Annotated in this window: 27 protein-coding genes and 1 pseudogene; 10 read left to right on the plus strand and 18 right to left on the minus strand. The window is 56.8% G+C overall.

From position 1 onward, the window contains the following. Positions 1–50: 50 nt before the first annotated feature. From C9422_RS01270 to C9422_RS01335, 14 genes and pseudogenes are all read right to left on the minus strand, one after another. Entirely contained in the window at positions 51–2,366 is a 2,316-nt protein-coding gene (locus C9422_RS01270) for a Wzz/FepE/Etk N-terminal domain-containing protein (protein WP_116579392.1), read from the minus strand. Between the two features lie 2 nt (positions 2,367–2,368). Further along, positions 2,369–2,902, minus strand: a complete 534-nt coding sequence (locus C9422_RS01275; RefSeq protein WP_116579393.1) for a polysaccharide biosynthesis/export family protein — start codon at positions 2,900–2,902, stop codon at positions 2,369–2,371. Positions 2,903–2,914: 12 nt separating this feature from the next. Continuing rightward, positions 2,915–4,075: an outer membrane beta-barrel protein gene (locus C9422_RS01280; protein ID WP_116579394.1), complete on the minus strand. Its 1,161-nt coding sequence runs from the start codon at positions 4,073–4,075 to the stop codon at positions 2,915–2,917. 52 nt (positions 4,076–4,127) lie between these two features. Further along, positions 4,128–4,646: a transcription/translation regulatory transformer protein RfaH gene (gene rfaH, locus C9422_RS01285; protein WP_116579395.1), complete on the minus strand. Its 519-nt coding sequence runs from the start codon at positions 4,644–4,646 to the stop codon at positions 4,128–4,130. Positions 4,647–5,514: 868 nt separating this feature from the next. Beyond that, positions 5,515–6,015 carry an outer membrane beta-barrel protein gene (locus tag C9422_RS01290; RefSeq protein WP_116579396.1) on the minus strand — a complete coding sequence of 167 codons (501 nt, stop codon included), beginning with the start codon at positions 6,013–6,015 and terminating at the stop codon, positions 5,515–5,517. Positions 6,016–6,085: 70 nt separating this feature from the next. Further along, positions 6,086–7,681, minus strand: a complete 1,596-nt coding sequence (locus tag C9422_RS01295; protein ID WP_116579397.1) for an EAL domain-containing protein — start codon at positions 7,679–7,681, stop codon at positions 6,086–6,088. A 234-nt stretch (positions 7,682–7,915) separates the two neighbouring features. Beyond that, positions 7,916–8,938: a helix-turn-helix domain-containing protein gene (locus C9422_RS01300; protein ID WP_116579398.1), complete on the minus strand. Its 1,023-nt coding sequence runs from the start codon at positions 8,936–8,938 to the stop codon at positions 7,916–7,918. Between the two features lie 105 nt (positions 8,939–9,043). Further along, positions 9,044–9,376 carry a hypothetical protein gene (locus C9422_RS01305; RefSeq protein ID WP_007977871.1) on the minus strand — a complete coding sequence of 111 codons (333 nt, stop codon included), beginning with the start codon at positions 9,374–9,376 and terminating at the stop codon, positions 9,044–9,046. 177 nt (positions 9,377–9,553) lie between these two features. Continuing rightward, positions 9,554–9,844, minus strand: a complete 291-nt coding sequence (locus C9422_RS01310) for a hypothetical protein (protein ID WP_116579399.1) — start codon at positions 9,842–9,844, stop codon at positions 9,554–9,556. 180 nt (positions 9,845–10,024) lie between these two features. Beyond that, positions 10,025–10,507: a hypothetical protein gene (locus C9422_RS01315; RefSeq protein ID WP_116579400.1), complete on the minus strand. Its 483-nt coding sequence runs from the start codon at positions 10,505–10,507 to the stop codon at positions 10,025–10,027. Then, on the minus strand, positions 10,504–11,325 hold the full coding sequence (locus C9422_RS01320) for a winged helix-turn-helix domain-containing protein (RefSeq protein WP_116579401.1): 822 nt from the start codon (positions 11,323–11,325) through the stop codon (positions 10,504–10,506). Before C9422_RS01320 ends, C9422_RS01315 begins: the two co-directional genes overlap by 4 nt. An 863-nt stretch (positions 11,326–12,188) precedes the next feature. After that, a pseudogene (locus C9422_RS01325) lies at positions 12,189–12,529 on the minus strand (hypothetical protein). Between the two features lie 72 nt (positions 12,530–12,601). After that, positions 12,602–13,063 carry a hypothetical protein gene (locus C9422_RS01330; RefSeq protein ID WP_116579402.1) on the minus strand — a complete coding sequence of 154 codons (462 nt, stop codon included), beginning with the start codon at positions 13,061–13,063 and terminating at the stop codon, positions 12,602–12,604. 103 nt (positions 13,064–13,166) lie between these two features. Beyond that, a complete protein-coding gene (locus C9422_RS01335; protein WP_116579403.1) occupies positions 13,167–13,847 on the minus strand; it encodes a DUF3313 domain-containing protein in 681 nt (226 codons plus the stop codon). A 246-nt stretch (positions 13,848–14,093) separates the two neighbouring features. Between C9422_RS01335 and C9422_RS01340 the strand changes: the two genes are divergently transcribed. Both C9422_RS01340 and C9422_RS01345 read left to right on the plus strand, forming a co-directional pair. Beyond that, positions 14,094–14,894 (plus strand): transporter, encoded by an 801-nt coding sequence (locus tag C9422_RS01340; protein ID WP_371924656.1) that lies wholly within the window; start codon positions 14,094–14,096, stop codon positions 14,892–14,894. A 33-nt stretch (positions 14,895–14,927) separates the two neighbouring features. Then, positions 14,928–15,320 carry a GFA family protein gene (locus tag C9422_RS01345; protein WP_116579405.1) on the plus strand — a complete coding sequence of 131 codons (393 nt, stop codon included), beginning with the start codon at positions 14,928–14,930 and terminating at the stop codon, positions 15,318–15,320. Between the two features lie 112 nt (positions 15,321–15,432). Here C9422_RS01345 and C9422_RS01350 read toward each other — a convergent pair whose 3' ends face one another. Further along, positions 15,433–15,771, minus strand: coding sequence for a hypothetical protein (locus C9422_RS01350; protein WP_116579406.1), 339 nt, complete (start codon positions 15,769–15,771; stop codon positions 15,433–15,435). 316 nt (positions 15,772–16,087) lie between these two features. On the opposite strand from C9422_RS01350, the gene C9422_RS01355 reads away from it, so the two are divergent. From C9422_RS01355 to C9422_RS01375, 5 genes are read left to right on the plus strand one after another with little or no spacing between them, the layout of a single operon-like run. Beyond that, positions 16,088–17,560 carry a cytochrome c oxidase subunit II gene (locus tag C9422_RS01355; RefSeq protein ID WP_116579407.1) on the plus strand — a complete coding sequence of 491 codons (1,473 nt, stop codon included), beginning with the start codon at positions 16,088–16,090 and terminating at the stop codon, positions 17,558–17,560. 49 nt (positions 17,561–17,609) lie between these two features. Next, complete coding sequence (ctaD, locus tag C9422_RS01360) at positions 17,610–19,385, plus strand: cytochrome c oxidase subunit I (RefSeq protein WP_116579408.1); 1,776 nt, start codon at positions 17,610–17,612, stop codon at positions 19,383–19,385. After that, positions 19,382–20,074: a cytochrome c oxidase subunit 3 gene (locus C9422_RS01365; protein ID WP_116579409.1), complete on the plus strand. Its 693-nt coding sequence runs from the start codon at positions 19,382–19,384 to the stop codon at positions 20,072–20,074. The genes ctaD and C9422_RS01365 overlap by 4 nt, the downstream gene beginning before the upstream one ends. A 6-nt stretch (positions 20,075–20,080) precedes the next feature. Next, positions 20,081–20,794 (plus strand): heme-copper oxidase subunit III family protein, encoded by a 714-nt coding sequence (locus C9422_RS01370; protein WP_116579410.1) that lies wholly within the window; start codon positions 20,081–20,083, stop codon positions 20,792–20,794. A gap of 13 nt (positions 20,795–20,807) precedes the next feature. Continuing rightward, entirely contained in the window at positions 20,808–21,125 is a 318-nt protein-coding gene (locus C9422_RS01375) for a cytochrome C oxidase subunit IV family protein (protein ID WP_007977898.1), read from the plus strand. Between the two features lie 32 nt (positions 21,126–21,157). Here the strand turns inward: C9422_RS01375 and C9422_RS01380 are convergent, their stop codons facing one another. Beyond that, positions 21,158–21,718: a magnesium transporter gene (locus C9422_RS01380; protein ID WP_116579411.1), complete on the minus strand. Its 561-nt coding sequence runs from the start codon at positions 21,716–21,718 to the stop codon at positions 21,158–21,160. Positions 21,719–21,869: 151 nt separating this feature from the next. Further along, positions 21,870–22,160, minus strand: coding sequence for a hypothetical protein (locus C9422_RS01385; protein ID WP_116579412.1), 291 nt, complete (start codon positions 22,158–22,160; stop codon positions 21,870–21,872). 278 nt (positions 22,161–22,438) lie between these two features. Here C9422_RS01385 and C9422_RS01390 point away from each other — a divergent pair, with 278 nt between their 5' ends. Beyond that, entirely contained in the window at positions 22,439–22,987 is a 549-nt protein-coding gene (locus C9422_RS01390; protein ID WP_116579413.1) for a cytochrome b, read from the plus strand. Between the two features lie 13 nt (positions 22,988–23,000). Here the strand turns inward: C9422_RS01390 and C9422_RS01395 are convergent, their stop codons facing one another. Continuing rightward, positions 23,001–23,810: an AraC family transcriptional regulator gene (locus C9422_RS01395; RefSeq protein ID WP_116579414.1), complete on the minus strand. Its 810-nt coding sequence runs from the start codon at positions 23,808–23,810 to the stop codon at positions 23,001–23,003. Positions 23,811–23,906: 96 nt separating this feature from the next. On the opposite strand from C9422_RS01395, the gene C9422_RS01400 reads away from it, so the two are divergent. Both C9422_RS01400 and C9422_RS01405 read left to right on the plus strand, forming a co-directional pair. Then, positions 23,907–24,863: a threonine dehydratase gene (locus tag C9422_RS01400; RefSeq protein ID WP_116579415.1), complete on the plus strand. Its 957-nt coding sequence runs from the start codon at positions 23,907–23,909 to the stop codon at positions 24,861–24,863. 111 nt (positions 24,864–24,974) lie between these two features. Further along, positions 24,975–25,670, plus strand: coding sequence for a tRNA (adenine(22)-N(1))-methyltransferase TrmK (locus tag C9422_RS01405; RefSeq protein WP_305887991.1), 696 nt, complete (start codon positions 24,975–24,977; stop codon positions 25,668–25,670). Positions 25,671–25,734: the final 64 nt, after the last annotated feature.

Consider the following 25,734-nt stretch of genomic DNA (forward strand, 5'->3'; position numbering starts at 1 on the left):
GGGGATGAGGTTGTGCAGCTACGGCTGCTGCCCGTTGTTATCCGGGGGGCTTACCGGGGGGCGAAGTCATAGTCGTAGAAGGATTTGGAGTGGCTGTGGTCGTACTTGCGCGCCTTGCGCAGGTCGACCTGGTTGAGCACCACGCCAAACACCGGCGCATGGCTCTGTTGCAGCATCGCCAGGCTTTTTTGCACCTGGTCGATCGGCGTGCTCTGGGCTTTCACCACATAGATCACTGCATCGGAATGCTTGGCCAGCAATAGCGCATCACTGACCATCTCGGCGGGTGGAGAATCGATGATGATGTGCCGGTAGCGCGACTTGAGCACGTCGAGCATGCGTGCCACCCGCGGCGAACTGAGCAGATCCTGCGCGGGTGGCTGGCGCAGCGTATCGAGCGGATCGTTCGGCGAAGGCAGGCGAGGGGTGTCGAACAGGTCCAGAGAGGGCGATGAGACACTCCCGGCCGGCAGCATGTCCAGATTGCCCACGGTGCGAATGCAGTCTTCGAGGCGGGCGGTCCCGGCGATCACGTTGGCGAACCCCGGGCTGTCCGGCGGAAAGTCGAAGTTCAGCGACAAGGTTGGCTGGCGCAGATCCGCATCGATCAACAGCACCCGTTCCAGTGGCGTCAGCGAGGAGGCGAGGTTATTGGCGATGGTGCTTTTGCCCTCTCCCGGCACGGTCGAGGTGATCAGCACCACCTGCGAAGGAGCCTCGGTGCTTTGCAGCATCAGCCAGGTTCGCAGATTGCGAATGGTTTCAGAGAACCGCGGGTTGTCGTTGTCTTCGAACAGCCGCGCCAGTTGCCGGCGACTTTTTTTCATGACCAGCGGCACCACGCTGAGCAACGGCACGTTGAGAGTGCTTTCGATGCTGTCGTCGGTCCTGAAGGTATTGCTCAGGGTATCGAACAGGAAGGCCAGCGCGACACCGATGATCGACGCAACCACCGCGACAATGGACACAATCAGGGTTTTATGCGGCTTGCTGGGTTCTACCGGGGTGATCGCCGGGTCGACGACGCGGGCCTTGGCAGAGTCCATGTCGGAGGTGGCGGCGGTTTCCTTCAGGCGAGTCACAAACGTTTCGTACAATGCACGGGTGCTGTCGACTTCCCGTTGATACTCGCGCAGCTGGAACTCTTTACGTGAAATGTTCTGGATCTGCGCCTTGTTGGAGTTGAAGGATTTCTGCAGGGCACCTTCGCTGGCCACCGCCAGTTGATACTGTCGCTCGATGCCGGCCACCACTTGCTGCACTTGCAGGCGCAAGCTGGTTTGCGCCGTCCGCAACTCCGATTGAGCGGAGATCAACGCCGGGTGTTTGGAACCATAGCGTCCGGAAAGCTCCTCGACCTTGGCTTGGGCCTTGGCCACCTCCGCCTGAAACTGCTGGATCAACGGGTTGCTCAATACCGCCGGCACACTGGACAACCGGCTCATGTCGCCGTTGCTCAACGACTGGGCCTGGCGGAACTGGCTTTCGGCTTCCGCGCGATTGCGCCGAGCATCGATCATGCGGTTTCCGGTCATTTGCAGTTCGTTGGCGCTGATCGTTGCCACGCCGTCGACGTCCACCAGGCCTTGCTCTTCCCGATAAGCTTGCAGTTTGTCCTCGGCGGCGCGCAAGTTGCTGCGTAACTCGACCAGGCGGGTGTTCATCCAGTTGGTGGTGGTTTGCGAGGACTTCAGGCTGGTGTCGAGCTGGCTGTCGATGTAACCCTGGGCCAGCGCGTTGGCGGCCGCCGCCGCGAGATCAGGGTCGGGTAACTCGACGGCAATTTCGATCAGTTGGCTCTTGCCGACAAACTTGACCGTGGTGTGCAGCATCAGGTTCTGGGTGACGTCATTGAATATGTCCTGTTCCGTGGGCGCGGGTTTCTCAGGGGGCAAATAGGCCAGCCAGGGCAGCCATTGACCGGCGTTGAGATCGCTCAACCATTGACGAGGCTTGAACCAGGTTTGCGTTTGCTGGCGCGGATCGGTAACCGGGTGGGTGGTGAGACTGAGTTTCTTTACCACCCGTTCCGCCAGATCCCGCGATTGCAGGAGCGCTTGCTGGGTTTGCAGATAGTCTGCGGTCGTCGATGCGCCGGAGTCGGAGACTTGCTGGAAGGTCAGTACCGGTGGGGTCTTTTCCTTGATCAGCAGTGTGGTGATGCCCAGGTACTGGGGCGTGATGAAGGACAATACCGCCACCGCAAGGGCGCAACAAAGCACCACAAACCAGGCGATGTTCCATTTGGCGTGCCAGATGACTCTCCACAGTTTGAGCAGATCAATGGTGTCCGACTCTTCGCTGTGCTGCGGACGCAGATGCGCCTGGAGCGGACGTTCGACGTAGGTGCTAGGGCTGTTGTCCATGATTAGAAAAAGCCTTGTGCAATGGAAATGGTGTCACCGGGGGATATGGCGGTGGTCTTGGAAATGTTGTCTTCAAGGGGTGGGCCGCCGTCGCCGCGCAGGATGGTCACGCGTTTCATCGAGGCGCGTTCGGTCAGGCCGCCGCCCAGGGCAATGGCTTTTTCCAGGGTCAGGCCGGGCACGAAGGGGTAGCTGCCGGGCTTCTGCACTTCGCCATTGATGTAGAAGGGACGGTATTCGATCTGGCTGATGCTGACTTTCGGGTCGATCAGGTAGCCTTGTTTGAGCCCGTCGACGATCTTTCTCTCAACCTGGTTCGGGGTCAGGCCCTTGGCGACGATTTCACCCAGGAACGGGTAGGAAAACGTCCCGGCATCATTGAGTCGAACTTTCTTGATGCTCAATTCGGGTTCCCCGAACACGGTGATGCGCAACACATCACCGGCGGCCAGTTTGTAATCGGTGAGGGGGTCTGCTGCATAGGTGCCGGGAGCGAGCAACAGCCATAACAACAAACCAGACAGGCGCGGGTTCATATGCATGTCCTCCTACAGGCTGACGTTGAAACTGAGCTGAAACACATTGCGCAAGAAGCTTTCGTTGTCGGCATCGGAGTTGTTATCGCGCAATCGATAACCCATCTCGATGTCCAGCCAGCGACGCATCTGGTAGATCACCGCAAGGTTGTACTCTTGAAGCTTGTCGGTGCGGTTTTCACCCTCGTAGACTTTGTGCCCGTAACCGGCCTGCGCGACCGTGGTGATCCGTTCGGTCCAGCCGTGGCGCCAGCCGATCTGGGTGAAGGTTGCCTTGACGGCGTCTGAACCATCGTCACCTTCGGCCAGGGCCTGGCGGGCGAGGAAAGTGAAGGTCGAGTAGGTGCGGGGTTTCCACTGCAGATCGATTTGCCAGGTCGGGTTGTCCAGGTCCTTGGACGTGCTTTCATCGAAGTTCTTGCGCTCATAACCGATGCGGACCTTGCCGGTCGTGCGTGCTGTGATGTCCCACTCTGCACCGGTCAGCACTGCGTCGGATTTACTGCTGCGCGGGCTGTTGGACTGCAAGTAGTCGAAGCGGGTATGGTCGTATTCCAGCAAGCCACGGGTCTTGCTGCCGATGCGGTGATACCAGGTCGTGGTCAAACCGGTGGTGTTGCGTTCTTTGTCGTCGTTGACGCCGTCGGCATTGTCGTAGCGCAGTTGCGCGTAGTTGGCGCCGAAGTCTATCTGGTTGGCGGCGCTTTTGGCGCCGTAGGTATAGACGCCCCCCACGCGTTTGTTATTGATCTTGTCGTTGACGCCTTCGACGGCGGTGTCGGTCGTGCGCTCGAACTTGCGGTACTCGGCTTCGAGCTTCAGGCGGTGGCGGTCGGTGAATTCCATGATGCTGTCGGCCCGCAGGCGCTGCGAGGTGCTCGATGCATCGGACTCCGAATGATAAATGTAGCGAGTCGGTTGCCAGATGATGCGGGTGGCGCTGTTGCGGTCTTCAGCCTTGAGTTCGAAGGAGGGCGCAATCCTGGTCACCATCGAGGACTGGGCGTTGTGCTCGACCTCCCGAATGTTGTCGTCGTAACTTTCCGTCAAGCCGAAGGTGGGGATGAACTGGAATCCGTAAACATCGATGGATTGCGGGACAATACTCCAGGCGATGCCGGGATACAGGGACGCCAGGATCAGAGCAAAAGGGCCATGCGACTTGAGGGGCATGTCGTTATTCCCGAAAAGTGAACAAGCCAGGTTGTTGTTGGTTTTGTCGTTGCTAACGTTGGCGCTCGAGATAACTGAGCGGGACGCAGACGTGCTGCTGTCGGTTCAAGAACTGTAGCAGGAGCATGACCCGTTCCGCGCCGAGCATAGACAGGAACACACCTTCGAGCGGCGCCAGCGGGCCGTGGACGATTTGCAGTCTTTCCCCAGGTTCGATTGTCTTGCAGGTTCGCAATTGATCCAGCGATTGAATGCTGCGCACGCGCAAGTGCTCGATGACCTCGTCGGGCACCTCTGCGGGGACATGGTTGAATTCAACGATACGGCTGACGCCGCGGGTAGAGCGTATGGGCGCCCAGTGGTCACGCGGACTCAGCTGGATGAAGAGGTACCCCGGAAACAGGGACTCCAGCATCCGGTGGCGTTTGCCGCGAACCAGGCGTTCACTCACGTGTAGAGGGCGAAACGTGACGTAGTCTTGTTGCAACAGATTGAGCTGGGCTCTTTCGTCCTGACGGGGTTTGCACTGCAGTAGATACCAATGAGCGCCGTTGGGGCTATTAGTCAGCATTCTGGAGAGCTCCGTACATAGCTTGGTTTTGAGCACGGCAAGGAGGAGACTCTGTCGTGCAGGCTAGTAGGTAGTAGGCCTATCGGGCCTTATAAAAAATCATTCCAAAAGCATCATGTTTTTATGGGTGGATTTATATGTGTTTCAGAAGTGAGCGTATATGTGTTTCAAGTATGAGGCAGTTCGGCGGAGTGCAAGTAGGGCCGTGTGCGGAATAAGATCCCTGCAACTTTCTCTGGCTCAAAGCTACCGCACGGCGCGCACTTGGCGTCCTGTATACAAAGGTGCTTCACGTGTTGCCCGGACTCTTCGGATATATAGTACTGCTGCACTCATGAAGTATCCATGTGGGGCGGTATATAGTTATCGACCTCTCTAAGCGGTCTGTCAAAATATAAGAAGTCAAAAAGCATACCTTTTATCTGTTTGTGAGTGCGCTACTCCTAATGTATTGTTTTTATAAAAGAATTGTATTCTGTCGGAAAAATTAAACTTTCGCGGGCGTCCAGGGTCATGGGGAGGTTAGTGCATTTCTTAGTTGGGATGGGTAGTGTATTTGTTAATGGATGACTGTTGCGAATGATAGCGATTCACACTTTTGGCGCGCTATTGGTGCATGGCTTGTAGGTGGGTTATATAAGAGCCCCATAATGTTTCATTTGTTCAGGGGTGGTTGCTGTTTGATGGCTCTTTGAAATGCGTCAGGACTTGGGTGTGTTGCTATTTCTTTACACGCTGGAGTGACAAGTGTCTCGATACTTTATCAGCGGCAAAGTGTGCGAAGTAATAGCAGGGTTAGGCTGGGCGGGGGACGAGCGTTGCGCAGAGTGCGTTGAGCGACCGACAAGGTCGCTCGGTTGCAGCGGTGTTAAAAAAGCATGTAGGCGGATGCAGTCGTCTGATTCAGGTCGATCTCTCCGACCTCCAGGACTTCGTATTCAGCGCGCAGGCCGATGTTGCGAAAGACATCGAATTCCACGCCGAGGCCGTAGGTCAGGTCAACCCCGGTATCGTCGTCGGTGGCATTGCCGTCGGCGTCCCAGGCGTGGGCACCGACACTGCCGAACAACCGCAACCGATCACCCAGCGGAAAGCCGACATGGGCGGCAGCCTGAGCCGACTTGCCGTCGAAATCGATGTTCTTGTCCTTGAATTGACCGAGATCGACATAGGCGCCTTCGAAGGCCAGGTAGCTGTTGACGCGATAGCCTGCATAAACTTTGTAGCTGGTGTCCTCGTCGTCCAGTCGGGATTCGTCGGTCTGGATGTTGCTTACGCCAGCTCCTATATACAAACCTTTGTCATCAGCGAGCGCCTGGAAAGACAGCAGCGATAGCAGTGAAGCGAAGCCAAGGTTTCGAAGTAGCATGTGTAGTGGAGTCCTTGTACAGGTTCGTCAGGTGTTAGGGTTCGGCGAGCATTTGAGGGGCCATGGGGGGTTAATAGAAGTCATTGATTGATATTTTTGGGGCGTGAGGCGGGTTGTTTGCCGGGCATTGAAAGTAGCGCCTTGCCAACGCCTGGACAGGTAGCGCTTTGCAGAACAACCAGCCTTGTGCCAACAGGACGCCCTCCGAGACCAGATGCGGCAGTTGCTCCGCAGTCTCGACACCTTCGGCCACGACCTTGAGTCTTAGCGACCTGGCCAACTGGGCAATGTGTCGCCACAGGGCATCCTCGGCCGTGATCCTGTCACCGGCGATGAACGAGCGATCTATTTTCAGAATGTCGAAAGGCACTGAATCGAGGAGCGAGAGGTTGGAATAGCCGATTCCGAAGTCGTCCACGGCAATGCGATGGCCGCACGCACGCAGCCGGCGCAATTGCATGGCGGCAGGCTTCTGGTCGAGCATGGTTCTTTCGGTGATCTCAAAGGCCATGGCTGACACAGGCATGTTGTAGGTTGCCAGCACGCTGGCCACATAGTCTGGAAAGTCCGGATCCTGAATATCCTGGGCGGACAGATTGACCGTAATGTAGAAGTCCTTGCACGCCCAAAGGTAAGTGCTGTAATCCTCCGCTACTTGTCGAATCACCGAACGCGTCAGTTTGCGGATCAGGTCAGACTTCTCCGCCTCGGCAATGAACACGTCCGCAGGCACAGGGGTGCCGTTGTCGCTCCAGTGAGACAGTGATTCGGCGCCAACCAGATAGCCCGTCGTCAAATTGACGATGGGCTGATAGTGAACGCCCAGCGTGTTGGCTTTCAGGGCTTTGCGAAGTCGTACGGCAGTAGAGGTGTAATGCCGCCGGGCATACCTTGCGAGCAACAGCAGCGTTGCGAACACGCACGCAAGGCCAATGAATAATTTGAATTTGAGAGCTGTCAGGTAGCTCGACGGAAGCGAAATGACCGAAATGAGCTCATTTCGGTTGCCGGCAAAGGCGATGAGGGCTTTGTCTGCCGAGGTGACCAGTTCTTCAAGGTGGAACGGCTTCAGCATCTGCAGGGGCTTGAGGCCGGTGGAGGCAATGGGGACTGCGCCGCCGGGGCCTATGAGGTCCAGTTGCAGGTCCTGGGGAAACTTCAAGTTGTCGAGCAGGATCTTCTTGTTTGCCCAGACGTAGGTCGACTGTTCCGACACGATGATAAAGTCGGTGTCCGCAGAAACGGCGTGGCCGGAATCGACCCAATAGGTTCGCTTTCCAACGGAGAACTTGCGCTTTTCATTACCGGCCAGTATCGACGGGAGTTCTTGTCCATAGGAGGAGCAGATCTTGCCGTTGGGCAACTGGATTGCCGCTTGATCAACAAAACGCAGGTCTTTGACCAGGTCGGCCAGTTGTGAATACTGCTCGACCGAGCATTCCTGACCTGAGCGATCAAGATCGCCGAGGGCTTCCAGTACCTTGTCGATCTGCGCATTGGGCTCCACTTGAGCCGCACGCAGGTCGGCATAAACGTTACTCAACTTCCGTGCAATGACTGACTCCGCCAAACCTGCGGCACAGAACCATGCGGCCCAGCCCGCTGCAGCAATCAGACATACAGTGATTGCGTGCCTTCCCAATAACGCTTTATATACGGAAATCATCGAAAACCCCGAGGTATCATTATTTCACTGTGCACCTTGCAGTCGCGAGTTAAACCTCTTCAGTACCAGTCAATGACCCAGGCCAATAAAATGCCGCTGACATAGGCGGTCATGCACAGCATGATTTTCTGTTTGAGTGGCAGCGTGTTTATTCGATGAAGCATGCTTATCTCCTTGAGTGGGAAAACAAGCAATTGTCGGCATCCATGGTTAATCAACGGAAATTATTAATCCTCATTTTCCGGGGGTTGATGGACACGTGCCAACGACCTGATTGTAAAGGGATGAGGTAATGTTCCTGGGCCTGTCTGAGTTGCGTCTGGCCGTTTCTGATGGTGTCTCTCCGTAGGCTGTCTGATAAGCCTTGGAGAATCGGCCCAGATGATGAAAGTTCCAGAACATCGCGGTTTCCGTCACGGTGGGCCATGTCTTGTTGATCAGGTCGCGGCGGGCACTGGCGAGTCTCAAGTTTCTGATATAGGCGATTGGCGACATCCCGAATGTCTCGATAAAGCCAAAATGCAGGGTGCGGGTGGTCGTTTCGAGTTGCCTTACGAGTGACTTGATAGTGAGCGTTTTCTTGATATTTTCATGAATGTACTCGATGGCTTCTATCGCCACCTTGCGTCTGGTCGGGACTTTACGGCTGAAGCCGCCAGCGGGGGTCAATGATTGCAATACAGACGCAAGTACCGCAGTTTCAATCGTTGAACGCTCTGCTTCAGCGTACTGTGGCGAGGCAGCGTCATTGATGTCGACACAGCAAGCACTGACGGCTTGAATGGCAGATTGTATGAATTGAAAGTTATCAACCTGGTAGCTGTGTTTTGTTCTGTTCGCCAGTATGTCTTTGACAGGGTGAAGTTGGCGGCACCGGGCATAGTGCTCCAGTGTTGTGGTGATGGTGAACAGTGTCTCATTCGGTTCGCAGGTGTAATGCACTGATTCGTCGCTGTGCAGTACGATGATTTCGTCAGGCCGCAGTTTTTGATTGTTCACGACGGGACGGCCAATCGGGGCCTGCGAAATGGCGAATGTGACGAATCCGGCGGGGACAGAACTGACCAGGGTGACGGATGAGTCGAACTCGAGGCGACTGCACTGCAGTTCAGGGCTGTGAAAGAGCCTGTGTTGCCGGATGCGCGCCTCGTGCTCGGTCGGGATAAGGCTCATTTCCCAGTTGCCTATGGTTCTGTTCAGTTGGCTTGGCAGGGCAGAAGACAAATGAAAGATTTCATCGGGAGGTGCGATACTCATGAAATTGAAAGCTCACCTGTTAAATGATTAGGATCAGGCAATGACTGTCCGTGCGGCGATGACGGTCACATGCCGGATGAAGGTATAGGCGCGTCGGGAGGATTGTCAGAGCCCCCGGATTATTTCCAGTTCCGCTGAAAACGCGTAATTGCTGTGCGATGCCGAGTCGTCCAGCTGTTGTACGTTGCGCGAGTCAACCATCGGACTGAAGATTTTCGATTGGGGTTTCATCGGGTCAATGGCTGCCGCTGTAAAGGAATAAAAGTCGTCAACACGGTAACCCGTTTTTACCTGATAGCCAGTTTTCACAGAATCCGCAGCCTTCTTGTTGGTTTCGACACTCGTCAATTTTGTACTGTAGATGCCCTTGTCGTCGGCCATGGCCTTGAGGGAAAGCAATAAACCAAACGACACGGTGACGAAATTTTTCAGTAGCATCGAGGCGATTTCCTTATTTACAGTTTAATCAGGCAGAACCTAGTGTCAGCTGTATCTCTGCCACGACGTGGTCTGCAAATAATCTCACTCCGACTGCGCCTTCCAAAGTCAATAACTCATATTTTCCAGGTTGCCAGAAGAGGCAATCGCCGCTTTCGACGGAGAATGTCGCGCTGTTCAAAGTAATATGAGCGAGGTGGCGTAACTCATTCCGGTATCGCTTTGTGGCGGAGTAGGGAGGGCGGAATCAGTGTCCTGTTCGTCCGTATGATACTCATTCTCACTATGGATTTTCAGATGCGATAGTGTCTGAGTGTCATCCGGGCTTGTTTGAATTTCATAATATTCAATGGTCGTGCTTTCGACGGCATGCTCGTCGTTCGCTGACGAACAAAAGGGCAGGGCAGACAGAAACATAACCGCCAGGCATCCGAAGATCGTCGATTTATTGCTGCGCAGGAAATGCATTGTTTTCACTTGATTCCCCTGTGTAGGGCATTGTCCCGGACGAGAATCAAGCAGGCTCGATTCCAGAGATTATTGGCGGGGGATTTTTTTCCGGGACGCCATCTGATTCAACTCAATAACTGTTATTTTTATTTGAAGTGATCTTTGATAGGAGCCTGTGCCAGGCGGGTGCTGAGTCAATTAATGGTTCATGCAGCGCAAGCGGCCAAGATCATGTATGTAAAAGCACACGGCGTTTTTATTCTGTGTGGGGATCAATTCGTAGTTCAGGATGGCGCCTTCCTGCAAGACGTATTGGCGTCTGAAGAACAGGTCAGGGGTCTTTTCAATGGCAAAGAGTTCATTGTCCTGGCTGAGTTTGACGTTACTGATTTTGATCTGAACCTGCGATTTGCTTTCTCTGATTATATTGGCCGATATGGTTGCATTGCGGATTTTCCCATTCAGGCTTTCCAGCGTGGTCCCGGTAAGTCGACCATGCCCGATAGTGAGGTACTCTTCGGTGTTGAGCTGATTGAGATCTTCCAGCCATTGCCGGGCCTTGGTTTGATAACTGGTATTTTCCATGTAGTGCGAAGGAGAATAAAAAAAGGAGAAAATGCACAGTGCATTGATCAAGGCGATAATCGGCCAGTGAACCGCTTGCGGAACTTCAAACTTCATAAGGTAACTTCCAAGCATTGACGAATCATCATGGCGAGGTCTCTTTCGCTGCTGTTTAATTGTAGATTTGCAGTGCTTAGATCCGGGCGAATGCACGAAACGGAATAGTTGGTTTTGTACAGGTTGATCCAGACTTGCCCTTTCAGATTGGGTGGAAGCTGTTCTGATTGCTTGGCCGACAGCTCCAGCAACGCTTGTGCCTCGGCAAGATCATTGCCTACGGCATGGATGATCAGTCCATTCTTGTCGACGCTGGAAATTTCAATTTTTGGCGCCTCGAAGTCGAACTGAAAGACAGTCAAGGCCACGACTGCCAGGGTAACGATATAAGCGATCAGTTGGGCCTTGGTAATGCGGGTGGATTTTTCGGTTTTACTCGAGGACGCCAGCGACTCATCGCCATCCGGTGGCGGTCTTTGTCCAGGCGTGGCTGCCGGTGGCTGCACAGCTTCTTCCGAGGGTGCCGGTACGTCGGCTGCTGCATCGACGACAAAGTGCCGGTTGAAGCAATATCCCCGGCGAGGAACAGTCATCAGGATCTCGTGATCGCGACTGTCATTCAAAATGTTTCGTAGTGAGAAAACGGTTTGATTCAAACTGCCGGAAGCAACCACGCGGTCATTCCAGGTGTAGTCGATGATTTCATCTCGGCTTTTAGTGACACCTGGCTCCATCAGCAGCAGGTCCAATAGACGCGATTCGGCTCTGCCTAGCGTGGAATTCTGTACATCTCCATGGGGTGTTGTAAGGGTGAGCATGGCGCTATCTGGGTCGAATATCGCCACGGCGCCATTTTTCAACTTGAAGGTGTAGCTCATAGAAATCTTCCGATCAGGCGTGCTGGCCTGAGTATAGGGGCCGGATTTGGCTCGGTACATTCGGGACTGGGAGATGAAATGGATAAGGACCAGGCGCAAGGCGCGCTGTGGAGCCTTTACGATGCGGGACCGGCTCGGTTCAGGAGCGCGCGGCGCGGTAAACAGCCCTGCCTGTCAGCGGTATCAGTTGAATCAAACGAAGGAAAAGCATTGCTGGATGACCCACGGGTTTTGATTTTGACAGTACGAATGATGCTTTGAATGGATGTTTTGCGCTATCCGAAAACTGCAAGCTCGGGCGGGTGAGTTTGCGCGTAGCCAGGCACGGGGCGGATTGCCTGCGCTGTCGGGACAAGGCATTGGCTGCTCCCGGGCGGGCCGAGAGGTTCACAATACAAGTCAATGATTGTTGTTTGTGCACCCGGTCAACGGCAGATTATTTTTGATTCCAATTAGCTTTGAACCACGCTCGTTAGCGCTTTTAATGGATCTCGAGGAGCGTTGACACGCATCGCGTTCAGGCTTTGCCTGACGCGGCGCAAACGATCCTCACCTCTCGTTCGACGGCTTTTGCCCCGCGCCCTTCATGGAGGACGCGGGGTTTTTTTTGGGTTCGGGAAATTGCAGGAGCTGGCTTTCCAGCGATGGTCGTCAACGATAACGCGTGTGAACCGGATGAACGCGGTCCTCTGTAGGAGCTGCCAGCGATGGTCGTCAACGATAACGCGTGTGATCCGGATGAACGCGGTCCCCTGTAGGAGCTGGCCTGTCGGGTCGCCGCATCGCAGCGATGGTCGTTAACGATAACGCGGGTGAACTGGGTAAACACGGCGCATTCGAATCCATTGCCAGCAGGCTGGCACCTACAAGCATTCCTGCGCGGCACGCTCGATGCTCGATGGCCTGAAGGTCGAGGCCAGCAATTGGCGCTCGTACAAATACACCTTGCCTCCATCCTGTGCCCTGTGGGTTTCCAACACGGTGTCTACGGCAATTTTGCTTGAAACGACAACCCGGTAACTGCGCTCGCTCCCGGATACGACCGGGCTCATCGCGTTGTCCTTCAACTTCGGTACAAGGCAGTCGACATACTGCTCGGGCGATTTGTCCGTTTGCAACGATGAGGTCGGGTTGTTAGGGAGGCCGCGCAACCGGCCAGGAGCCAGGAAGCGAGGATCGCGACAGGAACACCTGCAAGGCGCATCGGTGAAGCCCTCAAATTCGATTCGGTTCGTTGAGAAGGTCGGTCAATGTTTCAGGTCAGTGTCGCCGCCGCTCAAGGCAAGACATCGTAGCCACGCTGCTGCAGGCAACTGCTATAGACGGAGTTATTGGCAGTGACGCTTTGCTCGCTCGCCGCATCATTCTGCCGGCGCGCCTGGCGTTGTCTGGAAGCCCCCACCACGGCGCCGGCCGCCGCGGCACTGCGCGCCTGGTTCTGGCGATAGTCTTGCCGGGTGTCGTCGTCGATCTGGTCATAGACGTTTTCATGCTGGCGGCCGCGGACCTCAGCTGCGGTCGCCCCGGCTACGGCGGCGGTTGCGGCGCCCTTTGCCCGACCACCGGATGGCACGGTGCTTTGTACCGGATGTTGGGCGTTGGCCTGGGATTGGCAGGCACTGGTGTCCTGCGCGATGGTCTGGGAAGCCTGACCTTTGAGGGGGATCACCGTCACTGCCAGGGCGCGGGTGCTCAGCAACAGCATCAGCACCGCCAGGGTATGGGTCAGTATTTTCATGATGGGGTCTCACGTCAGGCGTCGGCACGGCTGACGGTTTGTCAGGGAACAAGCGCGGTTGAAACCCCATGCCAGTCTGCGTGCGATGGGGCTTATCCGGGCATCAGTGCTTGAGGAGCAGGGCCTGCATATCGTCTGTCATGCTCTTGAGCGCGACCTTGAAGTCACTGGCAAGTACCGGCTGCTGGGCATTGTCGAGTGTCGCGCCAAACACCTTGCGAACCATTTTCGCGACCGGCAAACCGGTCTTGGCATCGATCAGGTTGGCTTCGATGTACATCTCGGCAGTCTGATCGCGATGCCCGGTGGCTGCTTGTGTTGCCCCGACAATGGCGCCGATCGGAACGGCCTCATACCAGTGCATGCCTTCGTTGTTGGCGCTGACATGAGTGATCGCCGCTTGCAGGATCAGCGATCGCGAATCGGTCGGTGCCAGTTGCGGATAAGGGACTATCGCATAGCGGCGGGAAAAGGCTTGCTTGACGCTGTTGCTGGCCATCAATTGCAGGTCTTGCAGGGTCTTCAGGCTGACGCGCGCGGTCGGCTTCGGCGACGGATACAGCTCCATCTGCCTGAACACTACAGTGGAGTAGGCGCGAGGATCGAACCCCGGCGATACCCAGCGCAGGACCTTCTGTTCACTCGGCGTAGTTTGCTCCTCAAGGCCCTGGTAATTGCCCAGGAAGCCCGAGTATTGCTCCTGTTGCGCCACTTGCGAGACACAGCCGACCTGAAATACACAGCTCAAAGCAATACCCGCAATCCATTTATTCGACATGCCCATGTGTTCGGTTCTCACGTGATGAAAGTTGTCATTCGGGTACAGGTGTTTGCACGCCGGTCAATGCGGGCCGAATGCTGCCTGCAGCAGTGGGATAATCCGAATCAAAAACTCTCAAAAACCGTTAAACACACGGCCAGCGAGGGGCCGGGCCGGGTTGCACATCGATCAGAGTTGCCTACGCTAACCCTTTGCAACGCCGGTTTTTGACAACGACAGGTGAGTGATATGGATTTGAAAGAAGGGTGGATGGGTAGCGTGTCGACACTCGTCGTTGCATTGGGCTGCATCCCGATGGCTCAGGCTGAGGATGCGGCAGAGTTGGCGAAAAAAGCCCTCAACCCGGTCGCCGCGATGTACAGCCTGCCGGTGCAGTACAACTGGGACCAGAAAATGGGGCCGACCGGGGAGGGCATGCACAGCGTGACCAATATCCAGCCGGTGCTGCCGTTTGCCCTGAACGAGGACTGGAATCTCATTTCTCGCACCATTTTGCCGATCATCGACCAGCACGGCCTGGCCCCCAATGGCGCGGCGGATAAATCCGGCACCGGCGATATCACCCAGAGTTTTTTCTTCTCGCCGACCAAGCCGACGGCAAGTGGCTGGATACTCGGTGCCGGCCCGGCGTTGCTGATACCGACCGGCAGTGACGAGTTGCTCGGCAGCGAGCAATGGGGCCTGGGCCCGACAGGGGTGGCGTTGAAACAGTCCAATGGCTGGACCCGCGGCATTCTGGCCAACCATATCTGGGGCCTGGACGACAACCCGCCGGACAACAAGGAAAAGGTCAACCAGACTTTCCTGCAACCCTTCCTCTCGTACACCACCCATACGCTCACGACCTACGGGGTCAACACCGAGTCAACCTACAACTGGCAATCGCGGGAGTGGTCGGTCCCGGTCAACCTCACGGTCACCCAATTGTTGAAGATCGGCGGTCAACCGCTGACCGTGCAGGCCGGCCCGCGCTACTGGCTCGACAGCCCGGAAGACGGCCCGCAAGGCTGGGGCTTTCGCGCCGCCGTAACGTTCCTGTTTCCACGCTGATTCGCCGTTTCGGACGGCTGGAGGAGACACCCCATGGACCGATTCACCGGCGGCTGTTTGTGCGGCAAGGTGCGCCTTGTCGCATCGGGGCGTCCGTTTCGGGTTGGCGTCTGTCACTGTCTCGACTGCCGCAAGCATCATGGGGCGCTGTTTCACGCGTCCGCGATATTTCATCAGGATGCGGTGACGATCGAGGGCGAAACCCGTGACTACGATGGGCGGTATTTCTGTCCGCACTGCGGCTCGTCCGTGTTCGCGCGCAGTGCAGACGAAATCGAAGTGAACCTCGGATCCCTGGATGCCCCGGACCAGCTGACGCCGACCTACGAGAGCTGGGTCGTGCGGCGTGAGGCCTGGCTACCGGCGTTTGCGCTCACACGACGCTACGAGCGCGATCGGGATTCCACCGGGCGTTTCGAGGACTAGCGGGCATGCATTGCGGTACGCCAGGTCTTGAGGCTCCGGGTGTCCGGTCAACGATCAGTGAGATTTCGGCACCGCACCGCGCAGAACGATCGATGCAGCGAATCTCTCGCCGCTACTCAAGCAGCTGATCGATCAACACCGCGTTGGTATAAACCAGGCTGCCATCGCTCGCACGATGCCCGACCAGATGAAACTGACCGCGTTCGTGGTGCAGATAGACACGCATCTGACAGTCGGACAAGGGCGCGTATCCCTCGGGCATTTTCAAATCCATCGAGTCCATATCGACATCGACCATGGCTTCACGCTCGTGGGTCTTCTGCAGGCGCTCTTCGGCCTCTTCCAGACGGAGATGGAGAGGTCCGTCGACGTAGAAATGGACTTCCCCCATCGGGGTGGACTTTTGGTCGCCGCTGGTTTTGCACCAGCCTTCGATCGTCAGGGCACTCATGACGAAACCTCCCATGTGGATTGCTGGACTGTGTGGCTACCGTCCCTGCTCAATGTCACCACATTCGTTTGACGACGCTGCAAGGGCAGGGTTCGAACTTTGCAACCGCTTGCGGTCGAGCGCTGCCATCCGTCATCAGCACTCAAGTATAGCTGGCAACCGGAACTCTCTTGCCGGCCTCACGGTACAAGCCGATCGCTCTATACTTCTTACTGACTTTAGCGCCCGGACGGGTGGTATTTGTCGGCCCTGCTTGGACGTCAGTGGCGATGCTTATTGCATAACCAATGAACAACAGGAATAGGATGAAGAGCAAATGGCAATAGCAATTGTCCTGATACTCATCGTTATTGCCTCCGTGCTATTCCACATACTGGCGCCCTGGCATGCGACAACGGCCGCTTCCAACTGGGGATCCATAGACACCACCCTGTTCATCACCCTGATCATCAGCGGAATATTTTTCATTGCCATCACGGGGTTCATGGCAGTAGCGGTGATTCGTTATCGTCACAAGGTGGGTGCCAGGGCGGCCTACCAACCGGAAAACAAAAAACTGGAAACATGGCTGATCATCGTTACCTCGGCAGGCATCGCCGGGATGTTGGCGCCAGGCCTGGTTGTCTACAACGATTTCATCCGGGTGCCGAAAGATGCCTACGAACTTGAAGTGGTCGGCCAGCAGTGGCAGTGGGCCTATCGTTTTGCCGGGCAAGACGCAAAGCTGGGCAAGTCGGATATCAGGTTTGTCGACTCCACCAATCCCCTCGGCCTTGATCCCAAGGATCCTGCAGGCCAGGACGATGTGCTTGTCATGAATAATGAAGTTCGCCTTCCGCTCGATCGGCCGGTGAAAGTTTTATTGCGCTCTAAAGATGTCCTGCACGATTTCTATGTTCCGCAAATTCGCAGCAAGATGGATATGGTGCCAGGGATGGTGTCGTACTTCTGGTTTACGCCGACTAAAACCGGAAAATACGAAGTCCTTTGCGCTGAATTTTGTGGCGTAGGTCATTACAACATGCGCGGGCATATGGTCGTGGAAGAGCAGGCCGTCTTCGATCAATGGCTAAAAGGCCAACCGACTTTTGCGCAGACATTGACCACAGCTGCCAAACCCGGTCGAGACAGCGTGCTGGAAAAAGGTCGTCAGTTGGTCGAACAGCTAGGCTGCAAGGCCTGCCATAGCCAGGATGGCAGTGCCAGTCTCGGCCCGGGATGGAAGGGGCTGTACGGCCGCACGGAACAGCTTGCCGACGGCACCAGCGTGCTGGTCGACGAGGCCTACCTGAAAGAGTCGATTCTCGATCCGAAGGCCCGCCTGGTACAGGGTTACCCGCCGGTCATGGTGGCCTATACTCTCAAGGACGACGAACTGGGTGCTGTCATCGCCCTGATCAAATCACTGGGTGCTGCCGGGCAAGACGATCAACCTTCGACCGGCGAAGCGTCGAGCCCGGGTGACGACCTGGTGGCGCAAGGGCAGCGACTGGCGGGGTCGCTTGGCTGTCTGGCCTGCCACAGTGTCGATGGCAACAAGGGCGTCGGCCCCAGCTGGCAGGGCCTGTTTGGCAAGACCGAAACCCTTGCCGACGATACGAGCGTAAAGGTCGATGAGGGCTATTTGAAAGAGTCGGTTCTTCATCCCAATGCCAAAATCGTCAAGGGCTATCCGGCCGTAATGCCGACGCTTGCTCCGAGTGACAAGGAACTGAATGCACTGATCGCTTTTATCAAATCCAAAGCGAATGCTGACGCTGATGCGACCAAGGCGGAGCCAGGGAAATAGCCGTAAAGCAGCCAGAAACACACTGAAACTTCGGAACGAGGATGACGTGATGGCCTATGCGGAGCAAGCCGAAACAGAAGCACTGCACGAGCCCAAAAGCTTCCTGACCAAATACATCTGGAGTCAGGACCACAAGGTCATAGCCATTCAATACTCCTTGACGGCTCTGTTCGTGGGGCTTATCGCCCTCGTGCTGTCCGGCTTGATGCGCATGCAGATAGGCTTCCCCGGCAGTTTGGCGTTCATGGATGCCAATACTTACTATCAGGCGATGACCATGCACGGCATGATCATGGTCATCTACTTGCTGACGGCCTTGTTTCTGGGGGGCTTCGGCAACTATCTGATCCCGCTGATGGTGGGCGCCCGCGACATGGTCTTCCCCTATGTCAACATGCTCAGTTACTGGTTTTACCTGCTGGCGGTAGTGGTGTTGCTCAGCAGTTTTTTCGTCCCGGGCGGCCCCACGGGTGCCGGCTGGACGCTCTATCCGCCCCAGTCCATTGCCCAGGGGACACCGGGCGTGGAGTGGGGCATTGTCCTGATGCTCGTCTCGCTGGCGATCTTTATCGTCGCCGCCACCATGGGCGGGTTGAACTACGTCACCACGGTGTTGCAGGCGCGCACGCACGGCATGACATTGTTCCGGATGCCGCTTTCAGTGTGGGGCATCTTCATGGCCTCGATCATGGCCTTGCTGGCCTTTCCGGCATTGTTCGTCAGCGCGGTCATGATGCTGTTTGACAAGCTGTTGGGCACCAGCTTCTTCATGCCGGCGATGGTCTCACTGGGGCAGCAGCTCGATCACCAGGGTGGCAGCCCGATATTGTTCCAGCACTTGTTCTGGTTTTTCGGCCACCCGGAAGTCTACATCGTCGCTCTCCCTGCATTTGGCCTGGTCTCCGACCTGATCAGTACCCATGCGCGTAAAAACATCTTCGGCTACCGAATGATGGTGTGGGCCATTGTTGCGATCGGAGTACTGAGTTTTGTGGTCTGGGCGCACCACATGTATGTCAGCGGAATGAACCCGTACTTTGGCTTTTTTTTCGCCGTCAGCACCTTGATCATCGCGGTGCCGACCGCGCTGAAAGTCTATAACTGGGTACTGACCCTGTGGCGCGGCGACATCCATCTGACCGTGCCGATGCTGTTTGCCCTGGCCTTTATCGTCACCTTCCTGGTTGGCGGCCTGACCGGGTTGTTTCTCGGCAATGTGATCGTGGATATACCACTCTCGGACACCTATTTCGTCGTCGCCCATTTTCATATGGTCATGGGGGTCGCACCGGTACTGGTGGTGTTTGGCGGTATTTATCACTGGTTTCCGAAAGTCACCGGGCGCATGTGGAACGACACCCTGGGCAAACTGCATTTCTGGATTACCTTCCTGGGCACCTACGCCATCTTCTTCCCCATGCACTACTTGGGTTTCCAGGGTATGCCTCGCCGCTACTACGCCTATGAAAACTACGCGTTCATCCCGCAGTCGGCGCAAGAGCTGAATGCCTTCATTACCGTGGTCGCATTGACTGTCGGGGTTTCCCAGTTGCTGTTCCTGTTCAACATGGCCTGGAGTGCATTCAAGGGCAAGCCCGCCGGCAGTAATCCCTGGGGCGGGGCCAGCCTGGAATGGCAAACGCCGAACACCCCGCCGATACACGGTAACTGGGGAGAGAAGTTGCCGGTCGTGCATCGCTGGGCCTATGACTACAGCGTGCCGGGGATAGAACAGGATTTCGTGCCGCAAACAGTCTCCGCCGAGGAACTGGAGCACATGCGCCAACTCAATGCCGGAACCAAAATAGCGGACGTCAAGACATGAACAGACTGCTATTGAGAAACGCCGACGGCGCTGACCCCGGCGGCAGTTGGAATCGCGGCCCTGAGGGTGTTCAGGACTCTGAGGGTGCCAATAGAAGTCAAATCGCAAGAGTGGGCCTGCGCTTGTTTCTGGTGGTGGTCAGTTCGTTGTTCTTCCTCTTCCTGATCGCCTTTGTTGCCCGTTCACAAATGGCCGACTGGCTACCCCTGACAGAGCCTTTGGCGCCGTTAGGCAATTTGCGGCCGCTATGGCTGAACTCGGCTTTTCTGCTATTGAGCTGCATCGCACTGCAATGGTCGCGCATGGCCGCCCGACAGGCCCGACTGGGCGCAACCGTGGTTGGTTTTGCACTGGCGGGCGTCTTTGCAATTGCCTTTCTGGCGGGGCAACTCTGGGTCTGGCAGCAGTTTGTTGCCTGGGGCTACTTTGTCGCGAGCAATCCGGCCAACAGTTTTTTCTACCTGTTGACCGGGCTGCATGGGCTGCACCTGCTGGGCGGACTGATCGCCTGGTGTTGGATCGTCGCCAAATTTCTGCGTCATGTGCCGGTGGCGCAACTGAGCGCCAGCGTAGACCTCTGTGCCCTCTATTGGCATTACTTGCTGGGGCTCTGGTTCGTGCTGTTCGCTCTGCTGGCCAGCACGCCGCAAACCTATGAAGCCATCGCCAGATTCTGCGGCCTGAGGTGAAAAGCCATGGCATTGCATCCGCAAGCCCCAGTCGACTCAGGCTCATCCAATCCCCCAGGTTCGCCAACTGCGCCGGGATGGCAAGGCATCGCCAGCGACTGGTCCACGGACAAAGAGGCCTTCAAGCAGGTGCCCTGGGGCAAGGCGATGATGTGGATCTTCCTGCTCAGCGATACGTTCATATTCACCTGTTTCTTGACCGGCTACATGTCGGTACGCATGACCATCACGACGGCCTGGCCGAACCCGAGTGAAGTGTTTGCCTTGACGATCGGAGGAAGGGAAATCCCGCTTATTCTGATCGCCATCATGACCTTTGTGCTGATCAGTAGCAGCGGCACCATGGCCATGGCCGTCAATTTCGCCTATCGCCGTGATCGTACGAAAACGACGGCCCTGATGCTGGCGACCGCGGCCTTGGGGGTGACTTTCGTCGGCATGCAGGCATTTGAATGGAGCAAGCTCATTGCAGAAGGTGTGCGTCCGTGGGGGAACCCCATGGGCGCGGCGCAATTTGGTGCCAGCTTCTTCATGATTACCGGTTTTCACGGACTGCATGTGTCAATCGGCGCCATCTACCTCAGCATTGTGGCGCTGAAAGTGTTGCGCGGAGATTATGAACGCTCCGGAAACTACCAGAACGTCGAAATAGCCGGGCTTTACTGGCACTTCGTGGATTTGGTATGGGTGTTTATTTTTGCATTCTTCTATTTATGGTAGAGGAGGGCGGGTAATGGCACATGCTCAGGGTCAGCAACATCCAATCAGTTTGTACCTTAAAATCTGGGGGCTGTTATTCGTCCTCAGCACGCTGTCGTACCTGGTCGACTATTTCCATTTCCATGGCTATCTTCGGTGGTCCCTGATTATCACGTTCATGTTGTTGAAGGCAGGTTTGATTGTCTCCATCTTCATGCATATGGCCTGGGAGCGGTTGGCTATGGTCTACGCCATATTGGTGCCACCTCTGTGTTTGCTGGTGCTCGTCGGGCTGATGGCCACCGAGGCTGACTATATATTCCTCAGTCGGGTCATTTTCTTTGGCCAGTAAGCCGTTTGCGGATGACCTTGAGTCTCCAGGCGCTAACCCGATATCACTCGCTTGAACTGATGCCATTTGTGCTGCCAGGCCACAGTCCAATGGGGGGCTGCCGCGCCAGTGCCGGCTATCTCCAGCTGTGGATGTTGCCTGATTACCTGATCCAGTACCGATTCCTGGTTCGGCTCAACATCGACGAAGAAGATATGTTTGCCCTCGTTTACCACCTGTTTGAAGTTGCGGAAGTGAGTGTTGGGCATCTGGAACCCGAAAAAACCGCCTTCCCAGATGCAAAAGCCCAGGATGACAATGGAAAGGAAGACAAACGGCATCCAGCCTGCAGCGGATTCGGTCCAGCCCATCCAATAGGCGCCACCCAGAACCAGTGCCGCCAGTGGCAAACCGATCACCGCGCCAATCTCACCCGAGTGAACAGCATCCTGTTCCAATAACGAGTTAACCTCGTGGAGGTGATGTTGTTCGACATCGGCAACTTTTTCACTGAGCACATGTATCTGTTCAGAATTGATGCCGCTGGCTTCCAGTTCATATTCAACGGTTTCAAGATCGTTGAGATTGTCACTGATGTAATAGTGCCGATTCATGCCACACCTCCCGACTCGAGTTTGCTGTAGACCTCCTTTGTCCGGCAGCGATTAACCTGGATTTGCAGTCGGTGTCTGAACCGTGGGGAACGTTGTACACTTCATGCAATCTGAAAAAAAGTATAGCACTCGCCATCCTGCGGACCGGTCGCTAGTTGATCTGCACAATGACCGGACCTTCCGTCACGATCGGTGGGTTCGCGCGGATATGCGAAGTGTTCTTCTGAATCCACTCACGGGCAACTTTCAGGCTCGCATCACTGCCGGCCTTGTCCGCGCAAACCGTGATCGAAGTACCCCCATCACCCGTATTGAGCAGTGTGTAGCTTACGAGGCCAGGTACTGTGCGCAAGGTCGATTCGATGTCGACGCTGCGTTCTTCCATAAACTCGAATAGCTGCTTGGCTCCAGCACCCAGGTAGGTTCTTATCACCGCATACATGGTCGTCTCCTTTGAGCGTACCGTTGTAATGCCAATACAGATCCGTTGCTGCTCCCCCGGGTTTCAGGTCGCCCTGATTCAATAAGCTTAGTCAAACGCCGGGGACAATCGACATGCAACGACCACCGGCCACATGGGGTCGATTCATGTCTGTCAGGTCGAAGGCGAAACACGAGCTACATCAAACATTTCGATGTGTTTAAGCAACATTTCACGGTTTTTCCGATAACACCCTGTCGCGATAATCCGCCTTCAAATGTGACGGGCAGGACAGTGAGATGGCGAAGGAAGGAAGTTACACCGGTACAGCCAAGTGGCTGCATTGGGGCATGGCCCTGATCTGGTTGGGGGCCTGGGTTATCGGAATTGTGGCAACGCATTGGCGCGACGAGTTCAATGCCCACCATGAACTCACCTACGTGCACAAGGCGATGGCCAGCACGCTGCTGTTTCTCATCGTCGTGCGTATCGCCTGGCGATTGAGTCACCCGGCACCGGCGCTACCCGATTCGATGAGCCCGACGATGAAGCGTGGAGCGCTGGTCGGACATGTGCTGCTGTACGCCGTGGCCTTGATCGGGCTGCCGTTGTCCGGCTGGTACTGGAGCTCGGTCGCCGACAAACCAATCATGGTGGCGGCGCTGTTCATGCTCCCGCCAATCGTTGACCCCGATCAGAGCCTGTACGATCTGGCAAAGGCGGTTCACACCTACATGGCGTGGTTGTGTGGCGCTCTGGTGGGGGGGCATCTGCTGGTTGCGCTCAAGCATCACTTCGTTGAAAAGGATGATGTGCTCAAGGGCATGCTGCCCGCCCGCGACCGCTGATTTTCCTGCCGTTTCATTGTCGACGCAATTGCACCGGACTCACGCCAAGGCGTTGTCTGAAGGTGGTCGCCATGTGCGCCTGGGAATTGAAACCGCAGGCGTAGGCGATTTCAGCCAGCGTGGCGGTCGAGTCGCGCATCAGGGCGCGGGCCCTGGCCAGGCGTCGGTCGATCAGGTAAGCATGGGGACTTTTGCCGGTGGCGTTTTTGAAGGCCCGCATGAAGTAGCCTTCGGACAAGCCAAGCAGGCTCGCCATCGCCGGTACGCTCAACGGGCCATCGAGGCCTGCGTCAATGAACTCATCGAGCAAGCGCATCCGGCTGCCGGTTATCGAGCCTTGGGGCTGTGTCGACACGGCTTCGCTGGCCGTAGCGCGCTCGGACAATGCCAGTGCCCAGGCCTCCCAGTCGTCCTCCACCCCCGCGTGCAACAGCGCGGCGCGCATGCGCCATGCGAGGGCCGTGGCCTGCCGGTCGATGCGATTGTTGAAGGCGCGATCCCCCTCCAGCGCCACACCGTCAGTGCGTATCACCCGCAGATATTCACCCCCCTTGGGCGATTCGGATAACACGTCACACCCGACCGGAACGAACGCCAGGCCGTTGGGCAGGGCATCGAAGGGTTGTACCCGGTCGCTGCCGATCGCGTGCAGGCCTCGCTGGCTGTCGAAGGCAAAGCCGATTCCCGCCTGGGTCGCTACGTATCGGGTCACGTAGGCGCAGCCGGGGAGCAATTCGATCGCCCAGGGGCCAGCCTCGATGCGGCGGACCGGTTCGGACAGCAGAGGTGGATGCAGGCGGTTTCGATGGCTCATGAGCACCATAGTAGTGAAGAGGGCACACAAAAGTCAGGTCGGTTTTTTGAAAGCCTGTGTACTGCGCCCCTGTTCAGACTGGGCAAAATCCCGGGGAGACCACTCATGCACACACTGACTCGCGACGACATTGAACAGGCTGCACGCCACGTGTACCAGGTCATGCCCGCCACCGCCCAGTACCCTTGGCCGTTGTTGGCCAGCCGTTTGGGTTGCACGGTGTGGGTCAAGCACGAAAATCACACGCCTACCGGTGCTTTCAAAGTGCGTGGCGGCATCACGTTCATGCACTGGCTCAAACGCGAGCATCCGGGCGTGAAGGGCATTGTCAGCGCGACCCGCGGCAACCATGGCCAGAGCCTTGCACTGGCGGCTGGCGCACTGGGTTTGCGGGCGCTGATCGTCGTGCCGCAAGGCAACTCGGTCGAAAAGAACAACGCCATGCGCGGCTTTGGCGCAGAAGTGGTCGAGTATGGCCGCGATTTCGATGAAGCCCGGGAAGAGGCGGCACGGCTTGCGCAGGAGCACGACCTGTTCCTGGTGCCGCCGTTTCACACCGAGCTGGTCAAGGGCGTCGCCACCTATGCGCTGGAGTTGTTCAACGCCGCGCCGGATCTGGATACCGTCTATGTACCGATTGGCTGTGGATCAGGGATTTGTGGCGTGATCGCCGCCCGCGATGCCTTGGGCCTGGACACCCGGGTGGTGGGCGTGGTTTCCACCGAAGCGGCGGCCGCACAGTTATCGTTCGATACCGGAACCCTGCGCGAAACCGCCTCGGCGACCACCTTTGCCGACGGTCTGGCCGTACGCAAGCCAATACCTGAAGCCTTTGCCGTCTATGCCGCAGGTGCGACGCGGATCGTTGCGGTCAGTGACGCGCAGATAGCCGAGGCCATGCGCGTGTATTACACCGATACCCACAACCTGGCGGAAGGGGCCGGGGCGGCGGCGCTGGCGGCGCTCATGGCCGAGCGTGAAGCCATGTCGGGAAAAAGGGTGGGGGTGATTCTGTCCGGTGGAAACGTCGACAGAGCGGTGTATGCGGGCGTGATCGCGTGAAGGGGGGCTGTAACCTGGTCGCATAAATTTGAAATGCTCGGCATTGCCCGACACAATCGTTCCCCGTTCCGGCCAAAGGCGCCGGACGTTCGTGGTGAGAAGGGGCCGCAGTTGAACGAACAGACATTGTCCATGCGCCTGGAACGCGTGGCGGCGCATGTGCCGGCCGGTGCGCGCCTGGCCGATATCGGCTCGGATCACGGCTACCTGCCGGTGGCGTTGATGCGCCGTGGCGCCATCACCACGGCGGTGGCCGGGGAGGTGGCGTTGACGCCGTTCCGCGCGGCCGAACGCACCGTGCGCGAGAACGATCTGGAACAACGGATCAGCGTGCGCCTGGCCAACGGCCTGGCGGCAATCCTGCCGGGAGACGGGATCACGGCGATCAGCCTCTGCGGCATGGGCGGCGAAACGATCCGCGACATCCTCGACAGCGGCAAGGCGTACCTGAGCGGGCAGGAGCGCCTGATCCTGCAACCCAACGGCGGCGAGCAGCCACTGCGCCTGTGGCTGATGGAAAATGGCTATCGCATCCTCTGCGAGGAAGTGCTGCGAGAAAATCGTTTCGACTACGAAATCATCGTCGCCGAGCGCGCCGGGCCGGTGATCTACACCGCAGAAGAGTTGTACTTCGGCCCACTGCAGTTGCAGGCCCGCAGCCCGGCGTTCCTGGTCAAGTGGCAGCGCAAGCTGCGCCAGAAGCAGAAGACCCTGGGCCAATTTGCCGGGGCGCAGCGAACCGTGCCTGAGGAAAAGGTGCAGGACATCGCGCGCCAGGTCCGGTGGATCAGCCAGTTGCTGGCTTGATAAAACCTGGCCCACCGCGCCCGAGAAGCTCGATTCAGGGTGGCTGCGGCAACGTCGAGCCAGA

This window comes from Pseudomonas sp. B1(2018), from assembly GCF_003097365.1.
GTDB classification, from domain to species: domain Bacteria; phylum Pseudomonadota; class Gammaproteobacteria; order Pseudomonadales; family Pseudomonadaceae; genus Aquipseudomonas; species Aquipseudomonas laurylsulfatiphila.